The sequence below is a fragment of the Plantactinospora soyae genome (assembly GCF_014874095.1).
Taxonomy (GTDB): domain Bacteria; phylum Actinomycetota; class Actinomycetes; order Mycobacteriales; family Micromonosporaceae; genus Plantactinospora; species Plantactinospora soyae.
In genome coordinates this window covers 6,326,775-6,339,453 of sequence record NZ_JADBEB010000001.1, presented here as the reverse complement: position 1 = coordinate 6,339,453, position 12,679 = coordinate 6,326,775, and the positions used below count along the sequence as shown (strand labels likewise).

Here is a 12,679-nt window from a genome sequence, read left to right as displayed (position 1 = left end):
CGTCTTCTGGATGGGGCGACCCGGCCCGATTGCCGGATCCGGGCCGGATCGCCCCGCCCTGACACCGCAGCCTCCCTCGGCGAGTACGGCACCAGAGCAGTTTCGGGGCGGAAACCGGTGGGTTGAGTAAAGCGCAGGGTCGCGCGATGGCGCCTTTCCGTGATAAGTATTCGACAAGTCGGTTCGGAGCCGGGGTCCACGAGGATCCCGATGCTCCAGTTGAGACCCGACGAGGTCCGGTAGTGCGGCTGCCACCCGCGACGCCCGTCCTCGTCACCTTCTCGGCTGTTGGCCCAGCCGCGGTTGCCGTGCTTGCACCGGATTTTCCCGGGGGCCGGTGATCACCCTTCATCCGGAGACCACGTTTCCAGTGGCTCCGGTCTTGGTGCAAGAGACACCAATTCCCTGGCTGGGATCCAACGCGTCCGAGAGGTGGAGTATGCCGACGAAAAGTGAATCCTTTGTGCAGACGTTGCGCGCCCAGTGGCTCGGTCAGCAGATGCGGGAACTGCGCGAGCAGCGCGGGTTCACCCTGAAGCGGGCCGCCGAGTTCCTGGAACGCGATTTCTCTTCGGTCGCCCGTTGGGAGCGCGCCGAATGGCCGTTCCGGCGCGGGGTCGTCGTCTCCCTGCTCGACCTCTACGGCGAGCACGATCCGCGTACCCGGGCGCACTTCATCCAGCTTGCCGAGGACGCCTGGCGGACCGACCGGTGGGACGACGACTACGACGAGATCGTCGACTCCTCGTTCATCGACTTCCCATGGCTGGAGACCCGGGCGGAGCAGATCTGCTCGTTCGACGCGATGCTGATGCCGGGACTGATGCAGATCCCGGAGTACGCCGAGGCGGTGATCCGCAACGCCGAGGGTAGGCGGGCCACCCCGTTCTCGGTCGGCAAGTGGATGCAGTTGCGACTGGATCGGCAGCGGGTGCTGGAGCCGGAGTTCGGCGTCACAATCTCGGCGGTGCTGGACGAGAGCGTGCTGCGCCGCCCGGTCGGTGGCCCGGCCCTGATGCGCGGCCAACTGAAGCACCTCGGCGAGTTGCTCCGCCGCCCCAACGTGGACGTCCGGATCCTGCCCGCCACCGTCGGCCTGCACCCCGGCCTGGACGGCTCGTTCGTCGTGTTCAGAATGCCGAAGCCCAATCCCGAGGTCGCCTACGCCGAGACCCTCGGCGGCCGGCTCTTCATGGAATCGCCGAAGTCCAAGCGGTACGCGGAGGCGTACGCTCAGTTGCAGCACATCGCACTCGACCCGTCCGGGTCGGCAAAGCTGATCGCGACGATCGCGGAGGAGCTGTGATGGACGAGTTTCTGCCGGCGGTGGCCTGGCACATCAGCACCAGAAGCAACAGCAACGGCGGAAGCTGTGTCGAGGCCGGTCCGGTGCTGGACGGCTCCGGCCGAGTCGCCGTACGGCACAGCAAGGCCCCGGACGCGGCGACGATCGTCTACACCCGCGCGGAGTGGGACGCGTTCCTGGCCGGTGCCAAGGACGGCGAGTTCGACTTCACCCCGCCCGCCTGACCGCCCGCTCCCGGGCGAGGTCTGCGGTCGGCCATCTGATCCCCAAGGAGACGGCCGTGGCGTACCGCGCCGACCCGGAGGTCGTCGGGGCACAGGCGTCGGCTCGGGTGCCACAATTGCGCGAGCCGACGCTCGCGGCCGGCGAGACCCTGGCCGACATCCGCGCGGAGGAGATCGAGATGGACAGCCTGACGGCCACCGGCACAACGTTCGAGCGCCTCGACCAACTGGCCATGCAACACCTGCTGGGCGTGCGATGACTCTGGTTGCCGGGGTCGACACGTCCACCCAGTCGACCAAGGTCGTGGTGTGCGACGCGGACACCGGCGAGGTGCTCCGCGAGGGCCGCGCCGCACACCCCGACGGTACCGAGGTCGATCCGCGGCTGTGGTGGGCCGCGTACGAGCAGGCCAGCGCCGGGCTGCTGGACGGTGTCGCCGCGATCGGCGTCGGCGGGCAGCAGCAGGGCATGGTGTGCCTCGACGAGGCCGGCGAGGTGGTGCGTCCCGCCCTGCTGTGGAACGACACCCGCTCGGCGCGCGCCGCGGTCGACCTCGCCGGCGAGTTCGGCGGCCCGCAGGCGTGGGCCGACGCGGTCGGGCTGGTGCCGGTGGCCAGCTTCACGGTCACCAAGCTGCGCTGGTTCGCCCGCGCCGAGCCGGAACTCGCGGCCCGGACCAGCACCGTGCTGCTGCCGCACGACTGGCTCACCCATCGGCTGCGCGCGGACGGGGGAGAGCCGACGACCGACCGTGGCGAAGCCTCCGGTACCGGGTACTGGTCGCCGGCGACCGGGGAGTACCGCCGGGACCTGCTGAAGCTCGCCTTCGGCCGGGACCTGGCGGTGCCCCGGGTCGCCGGGCCCGCCGAGACGGTCGGCGAGACCGCGTCCGGTGCGCTTCTCGCGGCCGGCACCGGTGACACCATGGGCGCGGCGCTCGGCGTCGGCCTGCGGCCCGGCGACGTGGTGGTGTCGCTGGGTACCTCGGGGTGTGCGTTCGGGGTGAGTGAGGTCCCGATCGCCGACGCGAGCGGGCTGGTGGCCGGCTACGCCGACGCGACCGGCCGGTTCCTGCCGCTGGTGTGCACGCTCAACGCGGCCCGGGTGCTGGGCACGGTCGCCGACCTGCTGGGACGGTCGCTGGCCGAGTTCGACGAGTTGGCGCTCTCGGCTCCGCCGGGCGCGGGCGGGTTGACGCTCCTGCCGTACCTGGACGGGGAACGTACCCCCAACCTGCCCGACGCGCGCGGTCTGCTCGCCGGGCTGACCCGGGCGAACGCGTCGGCGGCGAACCTGGCGCGGGCCGCGGTGGAGGGCATGCTCGGCGGCCTCGCCGACGCCCTCGACGCGCTCCGCGCCCAGGGCACCCCGGTCAACCGGGTGCTGCTGATCGGCGGCGCGGCCAAGTCCCGCGCGGTACGGGCGGTCGCGCCGGCGCTGTTCGACGCGCCGGTGAGCGTGCCGAGCCCCGTCGAGTACGTCGCGCTCGGCGCGGCGCGTCAGGCGGCCTGGGCGCTCTCCGGCGGTGCCGAGCCGCCACAGTGGCCGGTCGCGGCCGAGGAGGTCGCCGCCGCCGGTACCCCGGAGGTGCACGAGCGCTACGTCGACGTCCGCCAACGGGCGCTACGGCTGCTGACGTAACGCCGACGGAGCGCGGCGGGTCGAACGCGGCGGCGGGTCCCCACCCAGTACCCGGCGCCGCACCCCCACCACCCGCGTAACGCTTCTTCGTCCCCGCCGCTGGGCCAGCCAGTCTCCGGTCAGCTGGTGCACACCTTCCGCGCCGCCGCGGTGGCTACGGCGGCGGTGGCCGGTCAGCCGTCCACCAGCGCGATGTCGAGTTCGCCCAACTGTTCGGGGTCGGCAACCACGTCGAGACCGATGATCCGGCCCTCGGTGACGATGAAGCTGACGGCGATCCGGGTCTGGCCGCCCCGCACCACCACGGCACCCGGAGCGCCGTCGATGAGGGCCAGCCGTGCGGATGGAGCCCGGCCGGCGAAGAAGCCGGCGACGGCCTCCGAGCCCCGTACCCCGGCGGTGGCGCCCATCCGGACGGCGGCGCCGTCGGCCCGTACGACAACGTCCGGGTCGAGCAGGGTGAGCAGGGTACTGAACTCGCCGCCCCGGGCGGCGGTCAGGAACGCGTCGACGATCGCCCGCTGGCGCGACACGTCGGCCTCCGGGGTCGCGGCGTCGGCCTGGATCCGGCGGCGCGCCCGGCTGGCGAGCTGCCGCGCCGCGGCGGGGCTGCGCCCCACGATCGGGGCGATCTCGTCGAAGGAGACGGCGAACATGTCGTGCAGTACGAAGGCGAGCCGCTCGATCGGGTTCAGGGTCTCCAGGACGACGAGCAGCGCGAGACCGACCGAGTCGGCCAGCAGCGCCTGCTGCTCCGGGTCGGTCCGATCGGCGGTCGCGACCGGTTCGACCGTACGGGCGTCGAGCGATTCCTCGTGCCGCGACCCGCGTGACCGGAGCATGTCCAGGCAGATCCGGCCGACGACGGTGGTCAACCAGGCGGCGAGATTGTCGACCCCGGTCGTGTCGGTACGGCTCAGCCGCAGCCACGCCTCCTGGACCGCGTCGTCGGCCTCGGCGGTCGAGCCGAGCATCCGGTAGGCCACCGCCCGCAGCTTCGACCGGTTCGCCTCGAACCGCTCGGCCAGCACGTCCTTCTCACTCACCCAGCACCCTCGCTTCGCATCTTCATCCGCATTTGTGAGCCATACCACTTTTGTCACAAGCCCCCGCCCCGGTCCGTCACAGCAGCGACGAACACAACGGCGCGGATGTGACGGCGACACACCGGCCCTCACCAGGATCCAGAAGGAGACAGTCATGCAGGCACGGATCAACAACCCGGCAGCGCTCCTGCCCGAGGCGGTCAAGGCCGTCAACATCCTCTACAAGGAGAGCCACTCGGCCGGGGTGCCCGCCTCGACGCTGGAACTCGTACACCTGCGAGCCAGCCAGATCAACGGGTGCAGCGCGTGCGTGGACGGTGGCGCCCGGAGCGCCAAGAAGAACGGCGAGACCGACGAGCGGCTGTTCGCGGTGGCGGTCTGGCGGGAGACGCCGTACTTCACCGACGCCGAACGGGCCGCACTCGCCCTCGCCGAGGCGGCCACCCGGCTGGCCGACCGGCCGGACCCGGTACCGGACGAGATCTGGGCCGACGCGGCCCGGCACTTCAACGAGAAGGAACTCGCGGCGCTGGTGCTATGGATCGCCACCACCAACCTCTTCAACCGGATCAACGCCACGACCCGGCAACTCGCTCCGCAGAACTGGGGCTGACCGCAGCACCCCTGCGCCCGGTAGCCGAACGCTTCTCAGGTGGCGGCGACCTCGTCGTCACCTGAGAAGCACCGCCATCCGACATCGACGGCTGAACCCGAAAAGGAACGCGGTCATCTCGAAATTGTTTCAGTATTTCCGGCCATAAGCCGACTGCCAGCTCAGTCCCTTTGGCGACAGCCCCCCACCCGATTTCTGGCTACCGTCGTCGACATTCGACAGTGCATGCACGGCACGGAACCAGCAACAGATCGGGGAACGAATATGAAACCGTTGTCACACCATTCGGAGGCTGGTGCCAGACGCCGCCTCGGCCGCCGGCTCACTGTAACGCTCACGGCGATCGGCGTGGTACTGGCCATGACCGCCGGCACCGCGTACGCCGCACCGGGTCGATCGGGAGCCGAGGTGACGGATCCGGCGTCGACCAGCGCGGTCACCCTGACGCTGACCGACCTGTCCCAGCTTCCCAAGGCCGGCGCGACCGAATCCAGGTCCGGGATCCAGGCCAGCTACTTCTTCCAGTACGTCCGCAACGGCCATTACGGCCAGTGCCTCGACGGTGACCGCACCACCATTCCGGCCAACGGCTCGAAGGTCCAGTTGTGGGCCTGCAACCGCTGGACCAACCAGGGCTGGATTCTCACGTCGGCGAGTGGATATCCGGTCGGCTACTACCGGATTCAGAACTACTATGGCGGCCAGTGCCTCGACGGTGACCGGAACACCATTCCGGCCAACGGCTCGCGGGTGCAGTTGTGGGCCTGCAACGGCTGGACCAACCAGGTCTGGATCTGGAACGGCGCGCAGTTCCGGAACTACTACGGCCGCCAGTGCCTCGACGGCGATCGGACCACCATCCCCGCCAACGGCTCGCGGGTGCAGTTGTGGGCCTGCAACGGCTGGACCAACCAGAACTGGTCCCTGGCCAACTGAACCCGTTGCCGAACCGAACAAAACTGCTGTCCCGGGTCACTGGCAGAAGCCGGGACCCGGGACAGCGGAAATTACGATCGACAACTACTGTCGCCCGCCATGGGCGCTATCAGACCGTGGCATCTGTTCGTAGCTGTCCTCTGCTTGCTGCTGCCGCTCGCGGCTGCCGGGGCCGGCACGATCTGGGCTCTCCTGCACCGACGGGGCACCAGGAAGTGACCCGCCAGGAACGCCCCTCGTCCCGACGCCCGGGTTCTTCCGCGCGGTAGGACAGCGGTTAGACGACTCAGCCGGCCGGCGTACGCGCCTCGCCGTGCGCCGTACGCAGCGCGGACAGGAACGCCTCGGCCGGCTGTGCTCCGGAGATGCCGTACTTCCGGTCGAGCACGAAGAACGGGACACCGGTCACACCGAGCGCCCGCGCCTCCCGGACATCCTCGGCGAACTCCCCGGCGTACTCGTCACCGGCCAGTACCCGGCGGGCCTCGTCGGCCGGCACCCCTACCTCGGCGCCGAGTCGGACGAGCGTCTCGGCGTCGTCGAGCGTCTCGCCCTCCACCAACTGCGCCCGGAGCAGCCGCTCGTGCATCTCCCCACCCAACCCGTGCGCCTTCGCCAGGTGGGTGACCCGATGGGCGTCAACGGTGTTGACCATGATCGACCGCCCGAGGTCGTACGTCAGACCCTCCTCGGCGGCCAGCGCCGTCACATGGTCGGTCATCGCGCGGACCTGGCCGAGCGACCCGCCGAACTTCTTCTGCAACTGCTCGTGCACCGGCTGCGGGTCGCCCTTCGGGTACGTCGGGTCCAGTTGGAAGCTGCGCCAGACCACCTCTACCTCGTCGGCGTGCTCGAACTGCGCGAGCGCCGTCTCCAGCCGCCGCTTGCCGATGTAGCACCACGGGCAGACGACGTCGGACCAGACTTCGACTCTCACCGCTATCTCCTCGCTCACAGAACCACTCATCGAACCACTCACCGAACGCTCACCGGACGCGCTCACAGGCAGGTGCCGTCCGCGCACACCTGCGCGTCCTCGGCGCCCAGGAACACCAGGCCGGAGACCGCCGGAAGCGGCGTCGCAGCCGGCGACACGGCGGCCGGCGACAGATCGACCGGCGAACTCTCGACCGGAATGTCCCGTTGCTCCGCCGTCAACTCCCCTTCCGGACTGGACGCACTCATCAGGTCTCCTTAGTTACTAATTGTTCGTAGCCCAATTATGCGTCAGCATGGAAACGACCGTCAGGAGGCACATACATGTCAGCTACGAACACCCGTGTTCCCTTCACCCCGGACGCGGACGGCGACTGCCCGGTTCGTGAGGTGCTGGACCGGGTGGGCGACAAGTGGAGCGTGTCGATCGTGGTGCTCCTCGGTCGGCGTACGCACCGCTTCACCGAACTGCACCGCGCCATCGACGGGATCAGCCAACGCATGTTGACGCTGACCCTTCGTGCCCTGGTCCGCGACGGCCTGGTCAGCCGTACGGCGCACGCGAGCGTGCCACCCCGGGTCGACTACGAGCTGACCGACCTCGGCCGGACCCTGCTCGTCCCCCTCATCGCCCTGGACGAGTGGGCCAGCACACACCGAGACGACATCCGGGCGGCGCGCCAGCGGCACGACCAGGACGCCGCCGCCGGCTGAACCGGACCGGGCCATACCGGGCGGGCAACGGCTGCGTCAGTTCCGGATGTCGACCGGCACGGCAACCCGGTTACGAAGCGTGACGACTACGGCTGGGGCAGCGCGCACGGACGGCGGCTACCAGATCCGGATGGCGGTGGGGACGTTTTGGCCAGGGAAGAATAAGGGTCATGGGGCGCGCATCTGCCAAGTGGTCATGGTCAAAGGTCAGCACGATTCACGGGGTCCATGATGGTGGTGCCGCCGCGTGTGCCGGTGAAACCTACTCCCACAGGTACCGCTTCCACGCGTCCTCCGGCGACAGCCTCAACGAGCGCTGCATTGGACTGGTGTGGTGCTCGAACTGCCGCGATTACTCTGGTTCCCTGGTGTTTGTACCGCAGCATGAACACTTTCCGGACCTGCTTGCCGATCTGCCGAGGCCCGAGCGTGAGAGGCTCGTTCGCAGCGAGGTCAGGCTGCTCGACTACCTTGATCGCCTCGTTCGCCGAGGATTGTGGCCGACAAGCCAGCCGTAATCGGCGGAACTAGCGGCGCATTCAACTCGGCGATCGAGACTTGTAGCACCTTCGCTATGTCACCCAGGACAGGCTCGATGCTCGGGTGCGCGTCAGTGGCTGATGGGACGGCGGCAAGACTCGTCCGGCTGGATGACGCTGCGCTTCTTCCGACGGGCCGAGACAACCCAGTCGGCCACGACCACCGGCAGCATGGCGATCACGCCAATCAGGATGAGCCCCCACCAGGGCAGAACCTCCAGGAAGAACCCGGCCACCGCCAAGCCGACGATGACCAACAGATAGCCGATCTGCGCTCGTCTATTCATAGCGTGCAACCTAAGCCTTGGAAGCAAAGCTTGCCGGACATCACCCAACGATGCACTCACCACAACCCGCCTGCCTCGAGAGCCCGGATGACAGGTGGCGGCCATCGACTCCGTCTTGCTCCCGTTTCTGGTCGTACGGGCCGCAGACTGGGCCGCTCCGGCACGCGATCGCACCCTCTTCGGCTTGGCCGCGCTGCTCGCCGGTCAGTCGGCGAGCTACCTGCCGGCCGTGTTGCCGGCTGCAGTCACCACTCGCAGGTCGCAACGCGGAGGATTCCCCTACACGCAAGTACTGGCGCGTTGTCGCTCGCCGAACTCCAACTCCGCTTCCAGTTGTTGGCCACCGCCGGACCCGAGCGACCGCCGCACCCGCCCTGTCGTCCACGTTCTACCTGGTCCACGCCACCGCCGTACCACATGCGATCAGCACAACTCGACACCCCTGCCGAGACGATCACCCGAAAGCTTCAAGGTGGACCAGACACAGACCCCAACCCGAAAGGTCTCTAGACGGGGCTGCGCGTTGTGAGGGCGATTTTTAGAGTGCACTCATCTCGGCTGTTCAGTCCCGTGGGCAGATCAGCAGGCAACCGCCGCTCGGCAGCACCGGAAGCCCCGAGGGCAGCAACGACGGCAGCACCGGTACGGGCAACGGCAGCAACTGCCGGGGTGACGGATTGACCGGCGGATCCGAGGCAGCGGGTGGCCGCCCGGCCGAGGACTCGACTCCGGCCGGCGTACGCGTCGGCGTCGGACGGCCACCCGGAGGTGAGGTCGCCGGCACGGGTACGGCCGGGACAGCGCCCGACGTCGTACTCCCGTCCGGCTCCACCTCGTCCGGCCCCGTACCGGGCAGCCCGCGCCGGATCCGTTCGATGTCGGCCCGCAGGCGTTCCGCCGGTGCCGGATGACGTACCTCCGCGACCTGGGCGAGAGCCTGGTCCAGCCGCTGACGTGCGTCGTCGTACCGGCCTGCGGCCACGGCGTCCTCGGCGAGCGTGAGCGTGTGCTCGACGACGCGGACGGCCGACCGGTCGGGATAGACCGCTGACGCGATCGGCCACAACGGACTCGTCGGCCCCGCCCGGTTGACGCCGAGCCCCAGCAGGGCGGTGGCGACGATCACGACCACGGCGGCGAGCGCCAGTCGCCGGAACAGCCCTTTCCGCCGAGGTCGGAGCCCCGGCACGGGTCGCGGCGGATCGGGGCGGAGTCGACCGGGCCGGCCGGGACCCTCGGGCGGCCCCGGTCGAGGTGGGCGTACCCGGGTCGGCGTCCTGTCCGCCGCGGAGGCTCGGCCGGAAGGGGCTCCGGTCGGCGTTCCCGGACGGCGGGAGGCCACCGAGGACGGCATCGTCCGGACCACCGCGGGATCGTCGACCGGGCCGGCCGGCTGCTCGGCGTCGAGGTCCGTCTGCCAGGCCGCCAGCAGCGCGGCGAGCGGGTCGTCGGCCGGCGCCGCCTCGCCCCGGCCCAGGGCGTCGAGCAGCAGGTCGTCGGCGACGAGTACGGCCAAATCCGGCTCGATCAACGCGATTCCGACCAGGTCCCCGGCACTGCCGTCCGGGCCCACCGACTCGTCCGGCAGCCGCTCCCCGGGCCCGGCCAGATCCGACAACGGCTCGACCAGATCCGGGTCTTCCGGCAACGGCTCGACCAGCTCCGGGTTCTCCGGCAACAGCTCGGCCGGGGTGCGGCCCGGCCGGGCCAGGTCACCGTCCCGTCCGGTCACGTCACCGCTCCGCTCCCCCACGCCGTCGCCTCGTTCTGCACCGTCCCGCAGGTTACTCATGCGGCGACCTCGTCCAGGGCGGTGCCGGCGAGCGCGCGCAGCCGGGCGAGGGCACGCGACTGGGTCACCCGGACGGCGGCGGCCGACATCCCCACGATGACGCCCACCTCGTCGGCGGTCAGCCCGACCGCCACCCGGAGCAGGACGATCTCCCGCTGCACCTCGGTCAGCCGGGCCAGCAACGCGGAGAGCCGGCGCGCGAGATCGGTCGCGACGGCCCGCTGCTCGGGGCCGGGATCGGCGTCCGGGCCGTCGGGCAGTGCGGCAGGTGCCGTGACGGCGGAGTCCCGGATGGCGGCCCGCTGGGCGTCGGCGACCTTGTGCGCGGCGATCCCGTACAGGAAGGCGGAGAACGGGCGGCCCTCGTCGCGGTAGCGCGGCAACGCGCGCAGCACGGCCAGGCACACCTCCTGGGCCACGTCGTCGGCGGTGGCGTACGCGCCGCCGATGCGGCCCAGCCGGGCCCGACAGTATCGGACCAGACCGGGGCGGACCTCGGCGAGCAGCGTCGCCGTCGCCTCGGGGTCGCGACGGGCGGCCCGAGCGACGAGATCTGTCTCGGGTGCTGCGGTCATCTATGCGGCTGCACCTTCGTTACCGGTGGGTTGACCGCACCGTATCGGCACCCTGGAGTTCACACCACCGCTGGGGTCCGGACCACCGACCACAGAACACAAAGTAATCGAAGAATTACCCGCTATCGCTGTTACGCCGGACGGGGTTGGCGCGATGTCCACCACAGACGGCGGTGGACGGAGACGTCCAGCGGAGTGCGGCGGGCGGGAGCACGGATGGGCGTCGAGGTGCGCGTCGAAGGGCTGACCAAGTCCTTCGGCGGTCAGCCGGTCTGGTCCGACGTGAGTCTGACCCTGCCGGCCGGCGAGATCTCGGTGTTGCTCGGCCCGTCCGGCACCGGCAAGTCGGTGTTCCTCAAGACGCTCGTCGGACTGCTGAAGCCCGACCGGGGCGCGATCTGGATCGAGGACCAGAATCTCCCCCGGCTCTCCGAACGCGCCCTGTACGAGGTCCGCAAGCTCTTCGGCGTGCTGTTCCAGGACGGCGCACTGTTCGGCTCGATGAGCATCTACGACAACGTCGCCTTTCCGCTGCGTGAGCACACCCGCAAGTCGGAGTCCCAGATCAGGGCCTTGGTGCACGAGAAACTGGAGATGGTCGGGCTGCTCGGCGCGGAGCGGAAACTGCCGGGTCAGATTTCCGGCGGCATGCGTAAACGGGCCGGGCTGGCCCGGGCCCTGGTGCTGGACCCCCGGATCATCCTCTTCGACGAGCCCGACTCCGGACTCGACCCGGTCCGCACCGCGTACCTCAACCAACTCATCATCGACCTCAACCAGCAGACCGGGGCGACCTTCCTGATCGTCACGCACGACATCAACACCGCGCGTACGGTGCCGGACAACATCGGGCTGATCTACCACGGCCACCTGGCCATGTTCGGGCCGCGCGAGATGCTGCTCTCCAGCACCGAGCCGGTGGTCCGGCAGTTTCTCAACGCACAGCGGATCGGTCCGATCGGGATGGCCGAGGAGAAGGACTCCGACGAGTTGCGGGCCGAGGCCGAGGCCGGGGTGGAACTCCCACCACTGCCGCCGATCCCGCTGCAACTCCGCCCCTCCGACGGGCGTCCCCGACGGGCGGAGCAACCACCCGGGCAGTGGTGCGCGGAGCACGGCGTCGACCCGCCGACCGGATCGTTCCGGAACGCGGACGGCAGCGCCTGGCAACCCGGCGGGTGGCAACCCGACGAGGTGCTGCGGTGAGCGGCGAGCCGAGGGCGGACGAGCCCACCACGGCCGGGCCGGCGGCGGACGGGCCGACGATGGCCGGGCCGGCGGCGGGCGGAGAGTGGGCGGGCGGCCGGTTCGCCGCCGGGCTGCGCGGCCCCGGGCACTTCTTCGCGTTCTGCCTGGACGCGCTGCGCAGCATGTTCCGGCGTCCCTTCCAGGTCCGGGAGTTCGTGCAGCAGGCCTGGTTCATCAGCTCGGTGTCGATCCTGCCGGCGGCGCTGGTGGCGATCCCGTTCGGCGCGGTGATCGCGCTGCAACTCGGTTCCCTGGTACGTCAGCTCGGCGCCCAGTCGTTCACCGGTGCCGCCTCCGTGCTCGCGGTGGTACGCGAGGCCAGCCCGATCGTGACAGCGCTGATCATCGCCGGTGCCGGTGGTTCGGCGATCTGCGCCGACCTGGGCGCCCGGAAGATCCGCGAGGAACTGGACGCGATGGAGGTACTCGGGATCGATCCGGTGCACCGGCTGGTCGTACCCCGGATCGTGGCCTCGATGCTGGTCGCCGTACTGCTCAACGGGCTGGTCAGCGTCGTCGGCGTGGCCGGCGGCTACTTCTTCAACGTGGTCCTCCAGGGCGGCACCCCGGGCGCGTACCTGGCCAGTTTCGAGGCCCTGGGCCAGTTTCCGGACCTGATCGTCGGGGAGGTGAAGGCGCTGCTGTTCGGTGCGGTCGCGGCGCTGGTGGCGTCGTACCACGGGATGACCGCGAAGGGCGGGCCGAAGGGGGTCGGCGACGCGGTCAACCAGAGCGTGGTGATCACATTCATGCTGCTCTTCGCGCTGAACTTCGTCATCACCGCGGTCTACTTCCAACTCGTACCGCAGCGGGGGATGTGA

The 12,679-nt window shown here is 69.9% G+C and carries 15 protein-coding genes; 9 read left to right on the top strand and 6 right to left on the bottom strand.

Annotation, left to right across the window (positions count from 1 at the left end; genetic code table 11):
• Positions 1-439: 439 nt before the first annotated feature.
• From H4W31_RS27660 to xylB, 4 genes are read left to right on the top strand one after another with little or no spacing between them, the layout of a single operon-like run.
• Positions 440-1,306 (top strand): helix-turn-helix domain-containing protein, encoded by an 867-nt coding sequence (locus H4W31_RS27660; RefSeq protein WP_192769313.1) that lies wholly within the window; start codon positions 440-442, stop codon positions 1,304-1,306.
• The gene (locus H4W31_RS27655; RefSeq protein WP_192769312.1) at positions 1,306-1,530 is read left to right on the top strand and encodes a DUF397 domain-containing protein; all 225 of its coding nucleotides are present in this window, start codon (positions 1,306-1,308) and stop codon (positions 1,528-1,530) included. Before H4W31_RS27660 ends, H4W31_RS27655 begins: the two co-directional genes overlap by 1 nt.
• Before the next feature lie 56 nt (positions 1,531-1,586).
• A complete protein-coding gene (locus H4W31_RS27650; protein ID WP_192769311.1) occupies positions 1,587-1,790 on the top strand; it encodes a hypothetical protein in 204 nt (67 codons plus the stop codon).
• Entirely contained in the window at positions 1,787-3,172 is a 1,386-nt protein-coding gene (gene xylB, locus H4W31_RS27645) for a xylulokinase (RefSeq protein ID WP_192769310.1), read from the top strand. Before H4W31_RS27650 ends, xylB begins: the two co-directional genes overlap by 4 nt.
• 173 nt (positions 3,173-3,345) lie before the next feature.
• On the opposite strand, the gene H4W31_RS27640 is transcribed toward xylB, so the two are convergent.
• Positions 3,346-4,218: a sigma-70 family RNA polymerase sigma factor gene (locus H4W31_RS27640; RefSeq protein ID WP_318783436.1), complete on the bottom strand. Its 873-nt coding sequence runs from the start codon at positions 4,216-4,218 to the stop codon at positions 3,346-3,348.
• 154 nt (positions 4,219-4,372) lie between these two features.
• Here H4W31_RS27640 and H4W31_RS27635 point away from each other — a divergent pair, with 154 nt between their 5' ends.
• Positions 4,373-4,831 carry a carboxymuconolactone decarboxylase family protein gene (locus H4W31_RS27635; protein WP_192769308.1) on the top strand — a complete coding sequence of 153 codons (459 nt, stop codon included), beginning with the start codon at positions 4,373-4,375 and terminating at the stop codon, positions 4,829-4,831.
• 360 nt (positions 4,832-5,191) lie between these two features.
• Positions 5,192-5,767, top strand: coding sequence for an RICIN domain-containing protein (locus tag H4W31_RS27630; RefSeq protein ID WP_192769307.1), 576 nt, complete (start codon positions 5,192-5,194; stop codon positions 5,765-5,767).
• Between the two features lie 286 nt (positions 5,768-6,053).
• On the opposite strand, the gene H4W31_RS27625 is transcribed toward H4W31_RS27630, so the two are convergent.
• Together H4W31_RS27625 and H4W31_RS27620 are read right to left on the bottom strand one after the other, a co-directional pair.
• Positions 6,054-6,704 (bottom strand): DsbA family oxidoreductase, encoded by a 651-nt coding sequence (locus tag H4W31_RS27625; RefSeq protein ID WP_192769306.1) that lies wholly within the window; start codon positions 6,702-6,704, stop codon positions 6,054-6,056.
• A 62-nt stretch (positions 6,705-6,766) separates the two neighbouring features.
• Positions 6,767-6,952, bottom strand: a complete 186-nt coding sequence (locus H4W31_RS27620; protein WP_192769305.1) for a hypothetical protein — start codon at positions 6,950-6,952, stop codon at positions 6,767-6,769.
• 75 nt (positions 6,953-7,027) lie between these two features.
• On the opposite strand from H4W31_RS27620, the gene H4W31_RS27615 reads away from it, so the two are divergent.
• A complete protein-coding gene (locus H4W31_RS27615; RefSeq protein WP_192769304.1) occupies positions 7,028-7,417 on the top strand; it encodes a winged helix-turn-helix transcriptional regulator in 390 nt (129 codons plus the stop codon).
• Positions 7,418-8,027: 610 nt separating this feature from the next.
• On the opposite strand, the gene H4W31_RS27610 is transcribed toward H4W31_RS27615, so the two are convergent.
• The 3 genes from H4W31_RS27610 to shbA form a co-directional block, all read right to left on the bottom strand.
• Positions 8,028-8,243: a hypothetical protein gene (locus H4W31_RS27610; protein WP_192769303.1), complete on the bottom strand. Its 216-nt coding sequence runs from the start codon at positions 8,241-8,243 to the stop codon at positions 8,028-8,030.
• Between the two features lie 562 nt (positions 8,244-8,805).
• Complete coding sequence (locus H4W31_RS27605; protein ID WP_192769302.1) at positions 8,806-10,035, bottom strand: hypothetical protein; 1,230 nt, start codon at positions 10,033-10,035, stop codon at positions 8,806-8,808.
• A complete protein-coding gene (gene shbA, locus H4W31_RS27600; RefSeq protein WP_192769301.1) occupies positions 10,032-10,610 on the bottom strand; it encodes an RNA polymerase sigma factor ShbA in 579 nt (192 codons plus the stop codon). The genes H4W31_RS27605 and shbA overlap by 4 nt, the downstream gene beginning before the upstream one ends.
• A 216-nt stretch (positions 10,611-10,826) precedes the next feature.
• On the opposite strand from shbA, the gene H4W31_RS27595 reads away from it, so the two are divergent.
• A complete protein-coding gene (locus tag H4W31_RS27595; RefSeq protein ID WP_192769300.1) occupies positions 10,827-11,816 on the top strand; it encodes an ABC transporter ATP-binding protein in 990 nt (329 codons plus the stop codon).
• Positions 11,813-12,679, top strand: coding sequence for an MlaE family ABC transporter permease (locus tag H4W31_RS27590; protein ID WP_450091426.1), 867 nt, complete (start codon positions 11,813-11,815; stop codon positions 12,677-12,679). Before H4W31_RS27595 ends, H4W31_RS27590 begins: the two co-directional genes overlap by 4 nt.

Coding starts and splice junctions, on each gene's coding strand:
- H4W31_RS27610 (WP_192769303.1), bottom strand. CDS start 8,243: ATGAATAGACGAGCGCAGATCGGCTATCTGTTGGTCATCGTCGGCTTG.
- H4W31_RS27595 (WP_192769300.1), top strand. CDS start 10,827: ATGGGCGTCGAGGTGCGCGTCGAAGGGCTGACCAAGTCCTTCGGCGGT.
- H4W31_RS27620 (WP_192769305.1), bottom strand. CDS start 6,952: ATGAGTGCGTCCAGTCCGGAAGGGGAGTTGACGGCGGAGCAACGGGAC.
- H4W31_RS27630 (WP_192769307.1), top strand. CDS start 5,192: ATGACCGCCGGCACCGCGTACGCCGCACCGGGTCGATCGGGAGCCGAG.
- H4W31_RS27660 (WP_192769313.1), top strand. CDS start 440: ATGCCGACGAAAAGTGAATCCTTTGTGCAGACGTTGCGCGCCCAGTGG.
- H4W31_RS27605 (WP_192769302.1), bottom strand. CDS start 10,035: ATGAGTAACCTGCGGGACGGTGCAGAACGAGGCGACGGCGTGGGGGAG.
- H4W31_RS27655 (WP_192769312.1), top strand. CDS start 1,306: ATGGACGAGTTTCTGCCGGCGGTGGCCTGGCACATCAGCACCAGAAGC.
- H4W31_RS27615 (WP_192769304.1), top strand. CDS start 7,028: ATGTCAGCTACGAACACCCGTGTTCCCTTCACCCCGGACGCGGACGGC.
- H4W31_RS27635 (WP_192769308.1), top strand. CDS start 4,373: ATGCAGGCACGGATCAACAACCCGGCAGCGCTCCTGCCCGAGGCGGTC.
- xylB (WP_192769310.1), top strand. CDS start 1,787: ATGACTCTGGTTGCCGGGGTCGACACGTCCACCCAGTCGACCAAGGTC.
- shbA (WP_192769301.1), bottom strand. CDS start 10,610: ATGACCGCAGCACCCGAGACAGATCTCGTCGCTCGGGCCGCCCGTCGC.